The sequence below is a fragment of the Dactylosporangium sp. NPDC005555 genome, assembly GCF_040605635.1.
GTDB lineage: Bacteria > Actinomycetota > Actinomycetes > Mycobacteriales > Micromonosporaceae > Dactylosporangium.
Window position 1 is genome coordinate 1 of sequence record NZ_JBEXDG010000084.1, and the last position, 13648, is coordinate 13648.

Consider the following 13648-nt stretch of genomic DNA (forward strand, 5'->3'; position numbering starts at 1 on the left):
ATTCGTCTTCTTCCTCAAAGAGTGATCAGGTGGCCGCCCCGCTGTTGTCCCCCAGAAAGGGTGACAAACCAGACCCAGACGTTAAACGCCAAGTTTTGCTGCTCTGGCGACTAAAACTCTTCCGGATCACGGGTCACGCCGACCCGCCACCGGACAGCCCAGCCGGGCTCGGTGATCCGAAAGAGTTTGTGTCGCCAGAGCGACGCAAAGTCTTCCGGATCATGAGAAAAGCGACAGGCAACAGCTCAGCTGGCGCTGGACTCGCGGGACGACTGGAAGACGTCGGCGGCGGCCAGGTCGCTGATGACGGTGTTGAGTTCGTCGATCTGGTCGTCGGTGTTCGCCGCCGTCACCTGGACGCGGAAGCCGACCTGGTCGCGCGGCACGCCCGGATACGGGGCGAGCGTCACGAACAGCCCGCGGCGCCACAGGAGCTCGGACACCTCGACGAGGTCCCGGTCCAGGGCGATCGGCAGTTCGATGATCGGGGTGTCGTCGACGTTGGGGGTGAAGATGCCGAGGCCGCGGACGTGCTGCAGGACGCGGGTCGACATGCGGTGCAGGTCGGCGCGGAGCTTGTCGCCGCGCTCGGCGTTGACGTCGAAGCCCGCCAGGACCGTCGCCAGCGAAGCGGTCGGGGAAGGGCCGGAGTACAGGTAGGGCGCCGCGGAGGCCTTCAGGCGGTTCTTCAGCACGGTCGGCACGGCCAGGAACGCCAGGAGCGACGAGTACGCCTTGGAGAACCCGCCCACGAGGATCACGTCGTCGTAGGTCTCGCCGTAGTGGCGCACGATGCTGTTGCCGCGGGTGCCGTACGGCGAGGTCTCGTCAGAGGCCCGGTCGCCGATGACGCCGAAGCCGTGCGCGTCGTCGACGTACAGGATCGCCCCGTGCGCGCGGCACAGGTCCAGGTACGACGAGATCCGCGGGATGTTGCCGGTCATGCTGTTGACGCCGTCCATGCAGACGATGACCGGCCCGGGCAGATCGGCGGACAGCAGCGACGCCAGCTCGTCGAGGGTCTTGAACCGTTTCAAGGTGGCGCCCAGGCCACGGGCGTGCACGCAGCCGTCCCAGATCGTCTTGTGCGCCCGCGCGTCGACCAGCAGGGTGCCCTGCTGGGCGAGGACGGGGATCACCGACAGATGGATCTGCGTGATCGTCGGCAGGACCAGGGTGTCGGGGGCGCCGAGCAGGTCGGCGAGGCGCTCCTCGATCTGCGGGTACAGCGCCGGGTTGCCCAGCATCCGTGACCAGCTCGGGTGGGTGCCCCAGCGGCGCAGCTGCCCCTCGACGGCATCGATGATCTGCGGCTCGAGGTCGAAGCCGAGGTAGTTGCACGACGCCCAGTCGGTGAGCCAGTGATCGCCGACCCGGATCCGCCTGCCGTCGATCTCGTCGACGACCGCGTCGTAGAAGCGGGTGGTGGCGCGAAGATGGGCGATGCCGCTGAACCGGGGGTCGTCGTCGACAGCGGCGGCGAGGTGTTCGAGCACAGGTCCTCCGAGGGCCGAGGTTCAGGCCGCCGTCCGACTTCCCCGTTGAAGCCCCGACGCTTCCTCCAACAACCATTGACTCGCGTCACCGTAGCTCAACGGCCGGGAGAACAAGTAACCCTGCCCGAGATGACAACCCATCGTCACCAGAAGATCGCGCTCGGCTGCCGTTTCGATACCTTCAGCTACAATCTGCAACTGCAGAATCGCTGCGAGCTGCACAATCATGTCGACGACGGCGTGCTGCTCGGCGGACGAGGCGATGGTGTCGATGAAGCTCTTGTCAAGCTTCAGGACGTCGACCGGGAGCCGCCGGAGGTAGGACAGCGACGAGAAGCCGGTGCCGAAGTCGTCGATGGCGATACGGACGCCGGCCTCGCGCAGCGCGGCGAGCTCGGCGGTGACGTCGCCGTCGTCGTGCAGCAGGAGGCTCTCGGTCATCTCCAGCAGCAGGCTCGCCGGCGGCAGGCCCATGCGGTCGATCTCCTGCAGGACCCAGCGGGCGAAGCCCTGCTCATGGCCCTTGATCTGGCCACGGAACTGGCGGGCGGAGACGTTGACCGACACGTACACGTCCTCGCCGGGGTGCAGCAGGCGCCACTGCGCGGCGGCCTCGACGGCGTTGCGCAGCACCCACGCGCCGAGCGGCACGATCAGGCCGCTCTCCTCGGCGACGGAGATGAACTCGGCCGGCGACACCATGCCGCGGGTCGGATGGTTCCACCGCACGAGGGCCTCGAAGCCGTGCGTGCGGCCGTCGCCGATCGCGACGATCGGCTGGAAGTGCAGCAGGAACGCGCCGTCGGCGACGGCCCGGTCCAGGTCGGCACGCAGCTTGTGCCGCTCGACGACGGCGCTGTGCAGCGACGACTCGTACCGCCGCCAGCGGTCCTTGCCGGCGTCCTTCGCCACGTACACGGCCAGGTCGGCGTGGCGCAGCAGGTCCTGGGCGTCGGCGGCCTCAGCGGTGGTGGACACGCCGATGCTGGCGGTCGCGGTGACCTCGCCGTGCGGCAGCTCGAACGGGGCCGCGAAGCTCGCGAGGACCTTCTCGGCGACGCGTTCGACGTCGGCGGCGCTGCCGGCCCGGCGGACCAGCGCCGCGAACTCGTCGCCGCCGAGCCTGGCGACGGTGCCGGCGGCGCCGTAGGAGCCGTCGACGGCGCGCAGCGCCTCGGTGAGCCGGTTGCCGACCGCGACGAGCAGCGCGTCGCCGGCGCTGTGGCCGAGGGTGTCGTTGACGACCTTGAAGTCGTCGACCTCCACGATGAGCACCCCGACCGTCGCGCCGCTCTCGGCGCCGGAGCTGACCGCCTCCTGCACGCGGGCGAGGAACACCTCACGGTTCGGCAGGCCGGTGAGCGCGTCGAAGGTGGCGCGCTGGTACAGCTCCGCCTGCAGCCGGCTGCGTTCGGTGACGTCCCGCAGCGTGACGACGACACCGCCGACCGTCGGCTCGCCGCGCAGGTCCCGGAACGTCGCCTCGACCAGCGCGGGGCGGCCGTCGGCGCCGACGACGCGCAGGTCGTCGCCTGGCCGGTCGACGCCGCGGGTGCGCAGGTCGTGCAGGCGGCGGTCGACCTCGACGAGGCTCTCCTTCGCGAACGCCATCGGCAGCGGGGTGCCGTCGAGCTCGTCGCTGCCGAAGAGGGCCCGCGCGGACGGGCTCGCGTAGCGGATCTGGTCGTGGTCGCCGACGATGAGGATGACGTCGGCGGTGTTGAGCACGAGGGTCCGGAAGTAGGCCTCGCTGTTGCGCCGGCCGATCTCCTCGCCGAGCGCGATCCGCTCCAGCGCGAGGGCCGCCTGGGTGGCGAGGATCTGCGCGGCCTCCTGCACGCCGACGAGCGTGACCTCGTCGGCGGCGATGTACAGCGCCCGCCCCGACTCACGACCCTCCACGGGCGCCAGGGGGCAGCACAGGGTGACCTCGAAGTCGCCGAGCTCCTCGGCGAGCGCCGGGGCGAGCCTGCGGGTGTACGGCATCGACACGGCCCGGTCCGTCGCGCCGCCCAGTGGCGCGAGGACGACCCGGTGCGGCCGGCCGAGCGGCAGCAGTTCGGCGATGGCGGTGCGCGCGGTCGCGGTCACGCCGGGCTCGTCGGTCGCCATGAGCAGCGCCGCGCCGGCCCGCCGCAGCCGCCGCTCGCGTTGCGCGGCCCGCCGCTGGACGTTGATCGCGCGGGCGAGGCGGAGCAGGACCATCCCGGACAGCAGCGCCGAGGAGACGGCGATGACGGTGGCGTCGTGGACCTCGCCGCCGCGCATCTCGAAGTACAGCACGCACGGCGCGATGAACAGCGACAGCCCGAGCAGCAGCAGCCGGCCGAAGTGCTCCTCGCCCTCGCGGTGCACCTTCGGCTCGGTGAGCTCCCGCATCGAGGGGTGCAGCGCCGCGACGCCCCACAGCACGTAGAAGGCGACCCATCCGAGGTCGACCGGGCCGCCGGTGTCCCAGACGCCGTTGAGCTGTTTCAGCCCGTACCCGACGTCTGCGGTGAGCAGGCCGATGCCCCCGGCGGCCAGCAGCAGCAGCGCCGGGCCGCGCCGGACGGCCGTGATGAGCCGGGCACCGACGGCGAGGACGAGGATGTCGGCGAGGGGGTAGGCGATCGAGATGCTCTTGTCGAGCACCGACAGCGCGGGATCCTCGACGTAGGGCCGGATGAGGAAGATGTACGACAGCAGCCCGAGCCCGGCGGTGACGGTGACCGCGTCGTACAGCCCGTTCGGGTCGCGGCGGGCGACGCCGATGCGGATCAGCCCCACCAGCGCGGCGGCGATCAGCAGGTACACGGCGAGGTAGAAGCCGTCGGCGACGGACGGGAAGCCCCGCCGGTCCAGGACGCGGGTGAGGACGTCGGCGATGAGGTCGCCGGTGATGAACGAGGCGACGGCGCCGGCGAGCAGGAACCAGGGCGCGCGGCGGCGGGGCCGGTTGAGGTGGACGCCGGTGAGGATCGCCGCGACGCTGGTGAGACCGATCGCGGACCACAGGATCAGGTGCAGCGCGGGCAGCGCGAAGTTGGCCACCACGAGGACAGCCATGATCCCGCAGTAGCCGGCCAGCACCCTACGCGGCGACACGCATCCCTCCCGACCGTCACGTGGCGACACGACGCTACCCAGTGACACCCGTAAACGCCCCATCGGCACGGGGGCCGTCCTATTTAGGCTTTTTGGCGAGGGGAGCCATCGGCCTGCCCTCACCGTAGATTGTTTGCTGCCGAATGAGGAATACCTTGCAAGGACATGCCGTCCGGGCTGAGCAGGCGCTTCGCGGCAATCGCGAGCTTTGCGGGTTTCGTCGTGACCGGCGCCGCACAGGGTGCGATCATCGCGTCTACGGTGCGCATCCGTCCCCGAATTCATTCACCTCATTCGGCAAAAGGTAACTTTCACGCCATCTACGCTGCTCGGCCGCCGGGGTCGCGGCGGCGGGTGGACCGGTCGCCGGGGGCAGCCTACGTTCGGCCTTCCCGTGACCGGAAGGACCGTCAAGTGCTTCGATCCCCGCACACATCCCAGCGACGATGGCAGACCGCCGTCGCCGCGCTCGCCGCCGTCACCGCCGGCACCGCCGGCCTGTGGCTCGCCGGCGGCGGGTCGGCGAGCGCCGGCACCATCACCGGCACGTTCTACCGCGACCCCGACTCGCAGGTGCTGCGCTGGCTCGCGGCCAACCCGGGCGACTCGCGGGCCGCCCTGATCCGCGACCGGATCGGCGTGCAGCCGCAGGCGAAGTGGTTCACGACCCCGAACACCGCGCAGACCACGTCGGCGGTGCAGGGCTACGTCGGCGCCGCGAACGCCGCCGGGCAGATCCCGGTCCTGGTCGCGTACGCCATCCCGAACCGCGACTGCGGCGGCGCCTCGGCCGGCGGGACGACCAACCTGACCGAGTACGCCGCGTGGGTGCGCGCGTTCGCCGCCGGCCTGGGCACCCGGACCGCGGTGGTGCTCCTCGAGCCGGACTCCCTGGCGCTGCAGACCTGCCTGGACAGCGCCGGCGTCGCCGCCCGGGGTGCCGCCCTGGCCGACGCGGTCACGGTGATCAAGCAGGCGAACCCGTCCGCGAAGGTCTACCTCGACGCCGGGCACTCCGCGTGGAACTCGGCCGGCGACCAGGCCGGCCGGCTCGTCGCCGCCGGCGTCCGCGGCTCCGACGGCTTCTACAGCAACGTGTCCAACTTCCGCACGACCGCGGACGAGGTCGCCTACGGCCGGAGCATCATCAGCGCGATCGGCGCCGCGAACCTGCACCAGGTCGTCGACACCAGCCGCAACGGCCGTGGCCCGAACGGCAGCCAGTGGTGCGACCCGGCGGGCCGTGGGGTGGGCGTGGGCCCGACGACCGCCACCGGTGAGGCGAGCGTCGACGCGTTCGTGTGGGTGAAGCTGCCCGGCGAGGCCGACGGGTGCGCCGCGGGTGCCGGGCAGTTCGTGCCGGACCTGGCCTACCAGCTGGCGCTGAACGGTGTCGTACCGTCGACGCCGCCGACATCCGCGTCGGCGACCCCTTCCAGGACGCCGTCGGCCTCCCCCACGCCTTCCAGGACGCCGTCGTCGTCTCCCACGCCTTCCAGGACGCCGTCGTCGTCCGCTCCCGCCGGGGCCGGCTGCGGTGTCGCGTACAAGATCGACAATCAGTGGAACAACGGCTTCACGGCGACCGTGACCATCACCAACCGCGGGCCGGCGACGGTGTCCGGCTGGACGCTGACCTTCGCGTTCGCCGGTGACCAGCGCATCAGCAACGCCTGGAACGCGACGGCGACGCAGAGCGGCACCGCGGTCACCGTCCGCGACGGCGGCTGGAACGGCACCCTCCCCGTGGGCGGCACCGCCGCCTTCGGCTTCCAGGCGAGCTACTCCGGCACGAACGCGGCGCCGGCGTCGTTCAAGGTCAACGGCACCACCTGCTCCTGAACCGCCCTGAGCCGTCCTGAAGGCCCTCCGCGCTCAGGAGCGGAGGGCCTTCAGGAACGCCTCGGCGATCGGGCCGGTCACGTCCCGGCCGGCGCCCTCGACGTAGACGCAGTAGGCGACGTCGCCGCTGACCCCGACCGACATGCCCGGCACCGTGACCGTGCCGGTGACCGCGGGGCCGTCGGCGGCGGGCGGCCCCGGGGACGGCTCGGTGACCAGGACCGGCTGCCGCCAGTGCCCGCGGGCGGCGGCCGCGGCGGCGCCCGCGTAGACCAGCGGCGAGCCGACGACGCCCGCGTCGGTGACCCGGCCGGTGAACATGTCCGCGCCGAGCTTCCACGCCGCGCCGAACCCGGCGGCGGCGCCGTCCACCCCCAGGGGCGGGCTCGCCACCTCGGCCTGGAACGCGAGGTTGTAGCCGGCCGCGTCGGGGCCGTTGGCGGCGGCGAGGACGGCGCCGTCGCCGACCCGGACCGCGACGAGCGCGGAGCGCTTCGTGGTGGCCGCGAGCGCCACCTCCGCCGCCTGCTGCGTCCTCACCTCGATGGTCGTGCGGATCCGGGCGCCGTCGGTGGCGGGCGCGGCGTAGAGGACCTTGTCGGCGCTCTTCGCACCGGTCTTCTCCGCGGCGACGACCTCGGTGCGGGGCGTGCCGCGCAGCGCGGTGTCGTACCGCCGCTGCATGCCGGTCAGGCCGGTGACGTCGCCGGGCTTCAGCGCGCCGCCGCCGCCGTCGACGAGCTCCTTCGTCGCGGGCCCGGACGTGCCGAGCAGCGCCCGGCCGAACGTGCGGGTCAGCGGCAGTGACAGCGTCCCGGTCCTGGTCGCGATCCCGTCGGTGGCGGCGAGGTCCCGCTCGATCTGCCGGTAGTCGGTCTCGCGGAGCGTGACCAGGTCGACGAACGCGTCGGGCTTCGCGGCCGCGAGCCGCCCCGGCAGCCCGGAGACGTCGACGTCGACCCGCACGGACCGGAAGACCAGGTCGAGGCGCTGGACGAGGGCGTTGACGTCGCGGACGAGGCGCGGCTCGACGCCGATGTGCACGACCGGCAGCTCCGACACGATCGGGGTGCCGTCGGCGGCGAGGATGACGCCCCGCGACGCGGGCGCGGACCGCAGCGTCAGCCGCCGGCCCTCGGGCAGGTCGGGGTGGACGGTGACGGCGCCGAGGTAGACGTCCCACCGGCCGTCGATCCTGCGGGCGTCGAGGGTCGTCTCGTACGCCCAGTGCCGCCCGTCGGGCAGGGTCCAGTCGACGCCGACCCTGGTGGTGGCGTCGTTCTTGCGGACGGTCGCCGTGCCGTGCCGGGCGAGGACGGGCCGCTTCGCGGCGAGGTCGCCCTCGGCGTCGGCGAGGACCTGCCTGCCGGCGTCGGCGGCGAGGGGCTGCCCGGCGGGGGTGCGCAGCCGGACGCCGGTGAGGTCGGCGCGCTGCCAGCCCGCGACGAACGCCGCGAACGGGTCCTCGGCGGCCTTGTCGCCGGTGCATCCGGACAAGGCCCCTACCAGGAGCGCGGCGGTCAGCGCCCATCTCATGTGTCGCAGCATCCGTGCCCTACCCCCGTGTCGCGTACCCTGCCCACCCTGAGACCTGGTCGGCGGCGCGCGGGGTTGGGCCCGGACGGTGTGACACAGGTCACATTGCCACGCTGCGGCGCTCCAGGAGCACGACGACGAAGCGGTGCCCCGGCAGGCGCGCGGCGGTGAAGACCGGCCACGGCGGCGCGGTGAGCTCGAAGCTCGCCGCGCCGCCGTCGAGACCGGCCTGGTAGATCCGCAGGACCTCGCCGGCGTCCTGGTCGGTCATCGCCCTGGGTTCCATGAGGTTCATGCGGTCAGGCGGGACACCGAACGCATCTTGTTCATCGCGTCGAGGGCCGCCACCTTGTACGACTCGGCGAGGGTCGGGTAGTTGAAGACGGCGTCGACCAGGTAGTCGACGGTGCCGCCGCAGCCCATGACGGTCTGCCCGATGTGGACGAGCTCGGTGGCGCCGGTGCCGAAGACGTGCACGCCGAGGATGCTGCGGTCCTCCGGCGACACGATGATCTTCAGCATGCCGTACGAGTCGCCGATGATCTGCCCGCGGGCGAGCTCACGGTAACGGGAGATGCCGACCTCGAACGGGATGTTGCTGTCGGTCAGGTCGTCCTCGGTGCGCCCGACGAAGCTGATCTCCGGGATGGTGTAGATGCCGATCGGCTGGAGCAGCTGCATGCCGCGGACCGGCTCGTCGCACGCGTGGTGGGCGGCCAGGCGGCCCTGCTCCATCGAGGTGGACGCGAGGGCCGGGAAGCCGATGATGTCGCCGACGGCGTAGATGTGCGGCACCTCGGTGCGGAAGTGCTCGTCGACGGTGATCCGGCCGCGCTTGTCGGCCTCCAGGCCGGCCTTGTCGAGGCCGAGCTGGTCGGCGGCGCCCTGCCGGCCGGCGGAGTACATGACGGCGTCGGCGGCGATCCGCTTGCCGCTGGCGAGCACGGCGACGGCGGTGCGGCCGTGCCGCTCGACGGCGGCGACGGACTCGCGGAACCGGAACGACACCGACAGGTCCCGCAGGTGGTACTTGAGCGCCTCGATGATCTCCAGGTCGCAGAAGTCGAGCATCCGGTCGCGCCGCTCCACCACCGTGACCTTGGTGCCGAGGGCGGCGAACATGGACGCGTACTCGATGCCGATGACGCCGGCGCCGACGACGACCATCGACCCGGGGATCTTGTCGATGTTGAGGATGCCGTCGGAGTCGATGATCGTCGTGTCGTCGAAGTCGACGCTGTCCGGGCGGGCGGGGCGGGTGCCGGCCGCGAGGATGATCTTCTCGGCGGAGACGAGGGACGAGTGCCCGTGCTCGTCGGAGATCGACAGCGTGTGCGGGTCGACGAACACGCCGGTGCCCTGCAGCAGCTTGACCCGGTTGCGGGCGAGCTGGCTGCGGATGACCTCGATCTCCCGGCCGATCACGTGCTGGGTGCGTGCGCCCAGGTCACCGACGGTGATGTCGTCCTTGACGCGGTAGCTCTGCCCGTACATCTCGCGCTGGCTGAGGCCGGTCAGGTAGAGCACCGCCTCGCGCAGGGTCTTGCTCGGGATGGTGCCCGTGTTGATACAGACACCACCGATCATGTTGCGACGCTCCACGACGGCGACGCGGCGGTCGAGCTTCGCGGCGGCGATCGCCGCCTTCTGCCCGCCGGGGCCGGAACCGAGCACGAGGACATCGAAGTCGTACATGAGGCACAGTGTTCCGTGCCGCCGACGGGCCCGTCCAGATGATCGGGACTATGGTCGTCCGCGTGAAACGACTTCTTCGTGGACTGGCAACCCGGCTCGGCGTGAAGCCCGCCGCTCCCGCTGCCCCTTCCGCCCCCCGGGCCACCTTGCACAAACCCGGGCCGCCGCCGAAGCATGTGAGCGACAAGCTGCTGGAGTACGCCCCGCAGCTCGACGGCGCCGCCGACCCGGGCGAGGTCGTGTGGACGTGGGTGCAGTACGAGGACGACCCGAACCAGGGCAAGGACCGGCCCGTCCTCGTCGTGGGCCGCCAGGGCACGGCACTCGTGGGGCTGATGCTGTCGAGCCAGGGCGAGCGGGACGGGCAGCGCAACTGGTTCGCCCTCGGCCCCGGCTCGTGGGACCGGGACCAGCGGCCGAGCTGGGTGCGGCTCGACCGGGTCCTGACCGTCGAGGAGCACGGCATCCGCCGCGAGGGCGCCGTGCTCGACCGGCAGCGCTTCGACCTGGTCGCCGAGCGGCTCCGGGCGTCGTACGGCTGGGACTAGGTGCTCTGGAACACCGGCAGCATCTTCGCCAGTTCGGCGCGCATCAGGGTGGCGGCCTCGTCGAAGCTCTCCACCACGGTGGCGGCCTCGTCGGTGCCGTCGCTGCCGACGAAGCGCCACGAGCCGTCGGTCGCCGACGCGAGGGTCGCCCGTGAGGGGGCGGAGCCGCGGGCGACGTCCTGGACGGTCGAGGTGTTGAACGTGGCGACCGCGGGCCGGTGCCGGTGCAGGAACCGGTCCGCGATGGCCAGGAGCGGCTCGCGCACGTCGATGTCGGCGCCGATCGGGGTGATGTCGTAGCAGCGGTACGCGCGGGCCGCGACCAGGAAGCGGGTCATCTCCGCCTCGAACAGCAGCGCACCGTCGGCGTGGTCCTCGGCGGTCAGCCCGACCTGCACGAACGCGCGGGGGCGGTGCAGCCCGGCGGCGACCGCGGCGACGGCCGGCGCCAGCTCCAGCTTCTGCCCGTCGACGGGCGCGGCGAGGTGGCGCAGCAGCAGCGACCCGAGGCCGGCGCTGAGGACCGCGTCGGCCCGGTCGGCGTCGGTCAGGCCGAGCAGCCTGGGCGCCTCCCCCGCCTGGCCCCCGCTGGCGAGCAGGAAGGACAGCTCGGCGGCGGTCATGCTGAGCTGTTCGGTGGTCCCGTCCATGGCGTCCATCCCGTCGCGCGGTGATCCGTCGTCGTCGTGGTGCTCAACGCCGGGCACGCGATCACGTCACGCGTTCAGTGGCCGTTCGGTTTTTTCGACTTGTTGTTGCCCGGTCCGCCGGACTGCTGCCCCGGCGGTCCCGGCTGCGCGGACCGGCTGGTCGCGGGGGTGGCCGGGGCCAGGCCGCAGAAGCTCTCGATGCGGTCGGCGCCGCCGGCGGCGGCGGTGAGGGCCTGCAGGTCGGCGGGGTCCATCGGTTTGCGGTCCGGGTCGTCGCGGATCTTCTGCCACTCCTTGCACTGCTTCTTGAAGTCTGCGGCAGATGTACTGGTGTGCGCCACCGACGGCGTCTGCGACGGCCGGTGCACCCCGGACGGGGTCGGCGACCCGGCGCGCGCGGGCCGCTCCGGCGTGGGCTCGGGTCCCGCCGGCTCCGGCACCTGGTCGATCCAGTCGTGCGCGGCGCGTTGCAGGGGCGCGGGCAGCCGTCCGGCGCCGGCGGTGACCCCGGTCCCGGCGAGGACCACGACGGTGATGGCCGCGGCGACCATCACGACCCGCCGCCCGGACCGCTTCCGCCGCCGCGGCGGCGGGCCGGCACCCGCCCTGCCGGCGTTCCCCGTGCCCGCCGCTGCTTCCTGACGGGCCGTCTGCTCGTGGCGGAAGACGGCGACCGCGTCGCGCTCCCCCGCCAGTTCGCCGGGCCGGGCCGGGCCGGCGGCGGCGCGCAGCAGGCCGGCCAGCGGCGAGTCGCCGGACCCGCCGTCCAGCAACCGGTGCGCTTCCGATTTCGCCAGTTTCCGGCGCCGCAACCAGGCCATCAGGCACCTTCCAGGTGGGCGTGCGGCAGGTCGGAGGTGGTGTCGGGGGCCGGGCCGGGGGCCGTGCGGCGGGAGCGGACCTGCGGGTGCGCGGCCAGGCGGCGCAGGCCCCGCATGGCGGCGATGCGCACGGCGCCGGGGCGCTTGCCGAGGACCTCGGCGGTGCCGGCGACGTCGAGGCCCGCGACGACCCTGAGCAGGACCGCCTCGGCCTGGTCCGGCGGCAGCTCCCCGATGAGCCGCAGCGCCCATTCGGTGCCCGCGTGCTCGATGACCTCGGCGGCGGCGTCCGGCGCGGGCCGGCCGGTCTCGACGTGGTCGCGGCTCTCCTCGCGGTGGCGCCACACCCGGCGGCCGTCGTCGATGGCCCGGTGCCGGGCGATGCGGAAGAGCCACACCCGGAACGCGGTCGGGTCGCCGCCGAAGCGCGGCAGGTCCCTGACGACCTGCAGCCACGTCTCCGACGCGACGTCCTCCGCCGCGTCGCCGCACACGGCGTGCAGGTACCGTAGGACCGCCGGCTGCAAGGCGCGCCACAGCACGGCGAACCCGGTCTCGTCACCATCGGCCGCGGCCCTCAACGGGGCGGCGAGGTCGATGTCACGCACCGGCGTCGCCGCCAGGGTGTAACGCGTCGCGGGCGCCGGCCGCCCCTTCAGGGACGAGCACCATCCGCGCACCGAGGGGGACCACCGTTGACGCACCGACCAGCACCGCGGGAGCTGACATGACCGACGCCTTCGCGACCGTGACGGTCGACGGCTGCGTCGTGGTCACGCCCACGGGCGCCCTCGACGTCGCGACGTCACCGGCGCTGCACACGTGGGTCCACCGCTGCCTGGACGACGGTGCGACCCTGCTGGTGCTGGACCTGTCGGAGGTGGAGTTCATCGACTCCACAGCATTGCGGGTCCTGGTGTCGGTGCACAAGCGGTTGCGGGACACCGAATTGGGCGGATTCGCGGTGGTCTGCCCGCACGCCCGCATCCGGCGCATCTTCGACCTGACCGCGCTCGACCGGGTCTTCACCCTGACCGACACCGTCGACGAGGCCGTCATCGCCCTCAAGGCGCCCTGACCGGATCCGGGACGCAGCGGCGCCACGGACCGGACCGCCGGCCTGACGGCGGCCGGCGCTCGGAGCCTCACCACGCCGGGAAGGTCTCCGGCCGACCGGTGCCGGCACGACGGCACCGCGGGCGAGACCGCGGACGGGACCGCAGCGCCGCGTCGGGACCGGCGGGCACGCTTGCCCTTCACGGTCCGGCGACGTCGGCGTCGGTGGCGGCCGGGGCGGGCCGCGGGTGGCGGATGCCGGGGTGGTCCGGTGGCAGACCGCGGCGGAACACCCACCAGCTCGCCGCCAGGCACGCCGCGACGAGCGGCCAGGTCAGCACCACCTGGGCCGTGGCGAGCCACACCACCTGCCCCGCCCACCACAGCGGCACGAAGATGACCAGCCGGGCGAGGTACTGGCACACCCACACCCAGCTCGCCGCCTGATACGCCCGCAGCAGCGCGGGATCGCGCCGCCACCTCGTCTTCTGTCCCAGGACGGTGCCGACGATCAGGCCGAGGAACGGCCACCGCACGAGGATGCTGCCGGCCCACGCCAGCGCGCTCGCCGCGTTCGTCAGCAGCCTGACCAGGAAGAAGTCCTCGGCGCGGCCGGTGCGCAGGGCGACGATCGCGCCGAGGCAGACCAGCAGGAGGCTCACGACGGTCGCGGCCGGGGCCCGTCCCTGCCGCAGCCGCCAGACGGCGACGGCCGCGCCACCGAGGACCGCGATCCCGGCGCCGAGGGCGATCGACCGGCCGCCGGCGAGCCAGCCCGCCACGAACCCGGCGACGGGCACGACGCTGTCCAGCGCGGCCCGCCGCCCGCCGAGCAGGTCGGCGAGTGACTCGTCCCCGTTGCGCACCGTCCACGTCCTCCGAAACCGGCTCAACCCAGGTAAGCCTGCCCTATCATG

Annotated in this window: 11 protein-coding genes and 1 pseudogene; 3 read left to right on the top strand and 9 right to left on the bottom strand. The window is 72.7% G+C overall.

Annotated elements, in window-relative coordinates; genetic code table 11:
• Positions 1-245 precede the first annotated feature (245 nt).
• Together ABZS58_RS46810 and ABZS58_RS46815 are read right to left on the bottom strand one after the other, a co-directional pair.
• Entirely contained in the window at positions 246-1496 is a 1251-nt protein-coding gene (locus ABZS58_RS46810; RefSeq protein ID WP_354790864.1) for a pyridoxal phosphate-dependent aminotransferase family protein, read from the bottom strand.
• A 21-nt stretch (positions 1497-1517) separates the two neighbouring features.
• The gene (locus ABZS58_RS46815; RefSeq protein WP_354790865.1) at positions 1518-4544 is read right to left on the bottom strand and encodes an EAL domain-containing protein; all 3027 of its coding nucleotides are present in this window, start codon (positions 4542-4544) and stop codon (positions 1518-1520) included.
• A 453-nt stretch (positions 4545-4997) separates the two neighbouring features.
• Between ABZS58_RS46815 and ABZS58_RS46820 the strand changes: the two genes are divergently transcribed.
• Positions 4998-6425 carry a glycoside hydrolase family 6 protein gene (locus tag ABZS58_RS46820; protein WP_354790866.1) on the top strand — a complete coding sequence of 476 codons (1428 nt, stop codon included), beginning with the start codon at positions 4998-5000 and terminating at the stop codon, positions 6423-6425.
• 33 nt (positions 6426-6458) lie between these two features.
• Here the strand turns inward: ABZS58_RS46820 and ABZS58_RS46825 are convergent, their stop codons facing one another.
• The 3 genes and pseudogenes from ABZS58_RS46825 to sthA all read right to left on the bottom strand — a co-directional run bounded on the left by ABZS58_RS46825 (position 6459) and on the right by sthA (position 9656).
• Entirely contained in the window at positions 6459-7961 is a 1503-nt protein-coding gene (locus tag ABZS58_RS46825) for a hypothetical protein (protein ID WP_354790867.1), read from the bottom strand.
• A 136-nt stretch (positions 7962-8097) separates the two neighbouring features.
• A pseudogene (locus tag ABZS58_RS46830) lies at positions 8098-8256 on the bottom strand (N-acetyltransferase); the annotation flags it as partial.
• Positions 8253-9656, bottom strand: a complete 1404-nt coding sequence (gene sthA / locus ABZS58_RS46835) for a Si-specific NAD(P)(+) transhydrogenase (protein WP_354790869.1) — start codon at positions 9654-9656, stop codon at positions 8253-8255. The gene sthA and the pseudogene ABZS58_RS46830, both read right to left, overlap by 4 nt.
• Before the next feature lie 146 nt (positions 9657-9802).
• Between sthA and ABZS58_RS46840 the strand changes: the two genes are divergently transcribed.
• A complete protein-coding gene (locus ABZS58_RS46840) occupies positions 9803-10204 on the top strand; it encodes a type II toxin-antitoxin system PemK/MazF family toxin (RefSeq protein WP_354790902.1) in 402 nt (133 codons plus the stop codon).
• Here ABZS58_RS46840 and ABZS58_RS46845 read toward each other — a convergent pair.
• The 3 genes from ABZS58_RS46845 to ABZS58_RS46855 are packed head-to-tail and all read right to left on the bottom strand — an operon-like array spanning position 10201 to position 12283.
• A complete protein-coding gene (locus ABZS58_RS46845; RefSeq protein WP_354790871.1) occupies positions 10201-10911 on the bottom strand; it encodes a hypothetical protein in 711 nt (236 codons plus the stop codon). The genes ABZS58_RS46840 and ABZS58_RS46845 overlap by 4 nt on opposite strands.
• Before the next feature lie 17 nt (positions 10912-10928).
• Entirely contained in the window at positions 10929-11675 is a 747-nt protein-coding gene (locus ABZS58_RS46850) for a hypothetical protein (protein WP_354790873.1), read from the bottom strand.
• Positions 11675-12283: an RNA polymerase sigma factor gene (locus ABZS58_RS46855; RefSeq protein ID WP_354790874.1), complete on the bottom strand. Its 609-nt coding sequence runs from the start codon at positions 12281-12283 to the stop codon at positions 11675-11677. Before ABZS58_RS46855 ends, ABZS58_RS46850 begins: the two co-directional genes overlap by 1 nt.
• A 119-nt stretch (positions 12284-12402) precedes the next feature.
• Between ABZS58_RS46855 and ABZS58_RS46860 the strand changes: the two genes are divergently transcribed.
• Positions 12403-12753, top strand: a complete 351-nt coding sequence (locus ABZS58_RS46860) for an STAS domain-containing protein (RefSeq protein ID WP_354790876.1) — start codon at positions 12403-12405, stop codon at positions 12751-12753.
• A gap of 178 nt (positions 12754-12931) precedes the next feature.
• Here the strand turns inward: ABZS58_RS46860 and ABZS58_RS46865 are convergent, their stop codons facing one another.
• Positions 12932-13597, bottom strand: a complete 666-nt coding sequence (locus tag ABZS58_RS46865; protein WP_354790877.1) for a DUF3159 domain-containing protein — start codon at positions 13595-13597, stop codon at positions 12932-12934.
• Between the last annotated feature and the right edge of the window lie 51 nt (positions 13598-13648).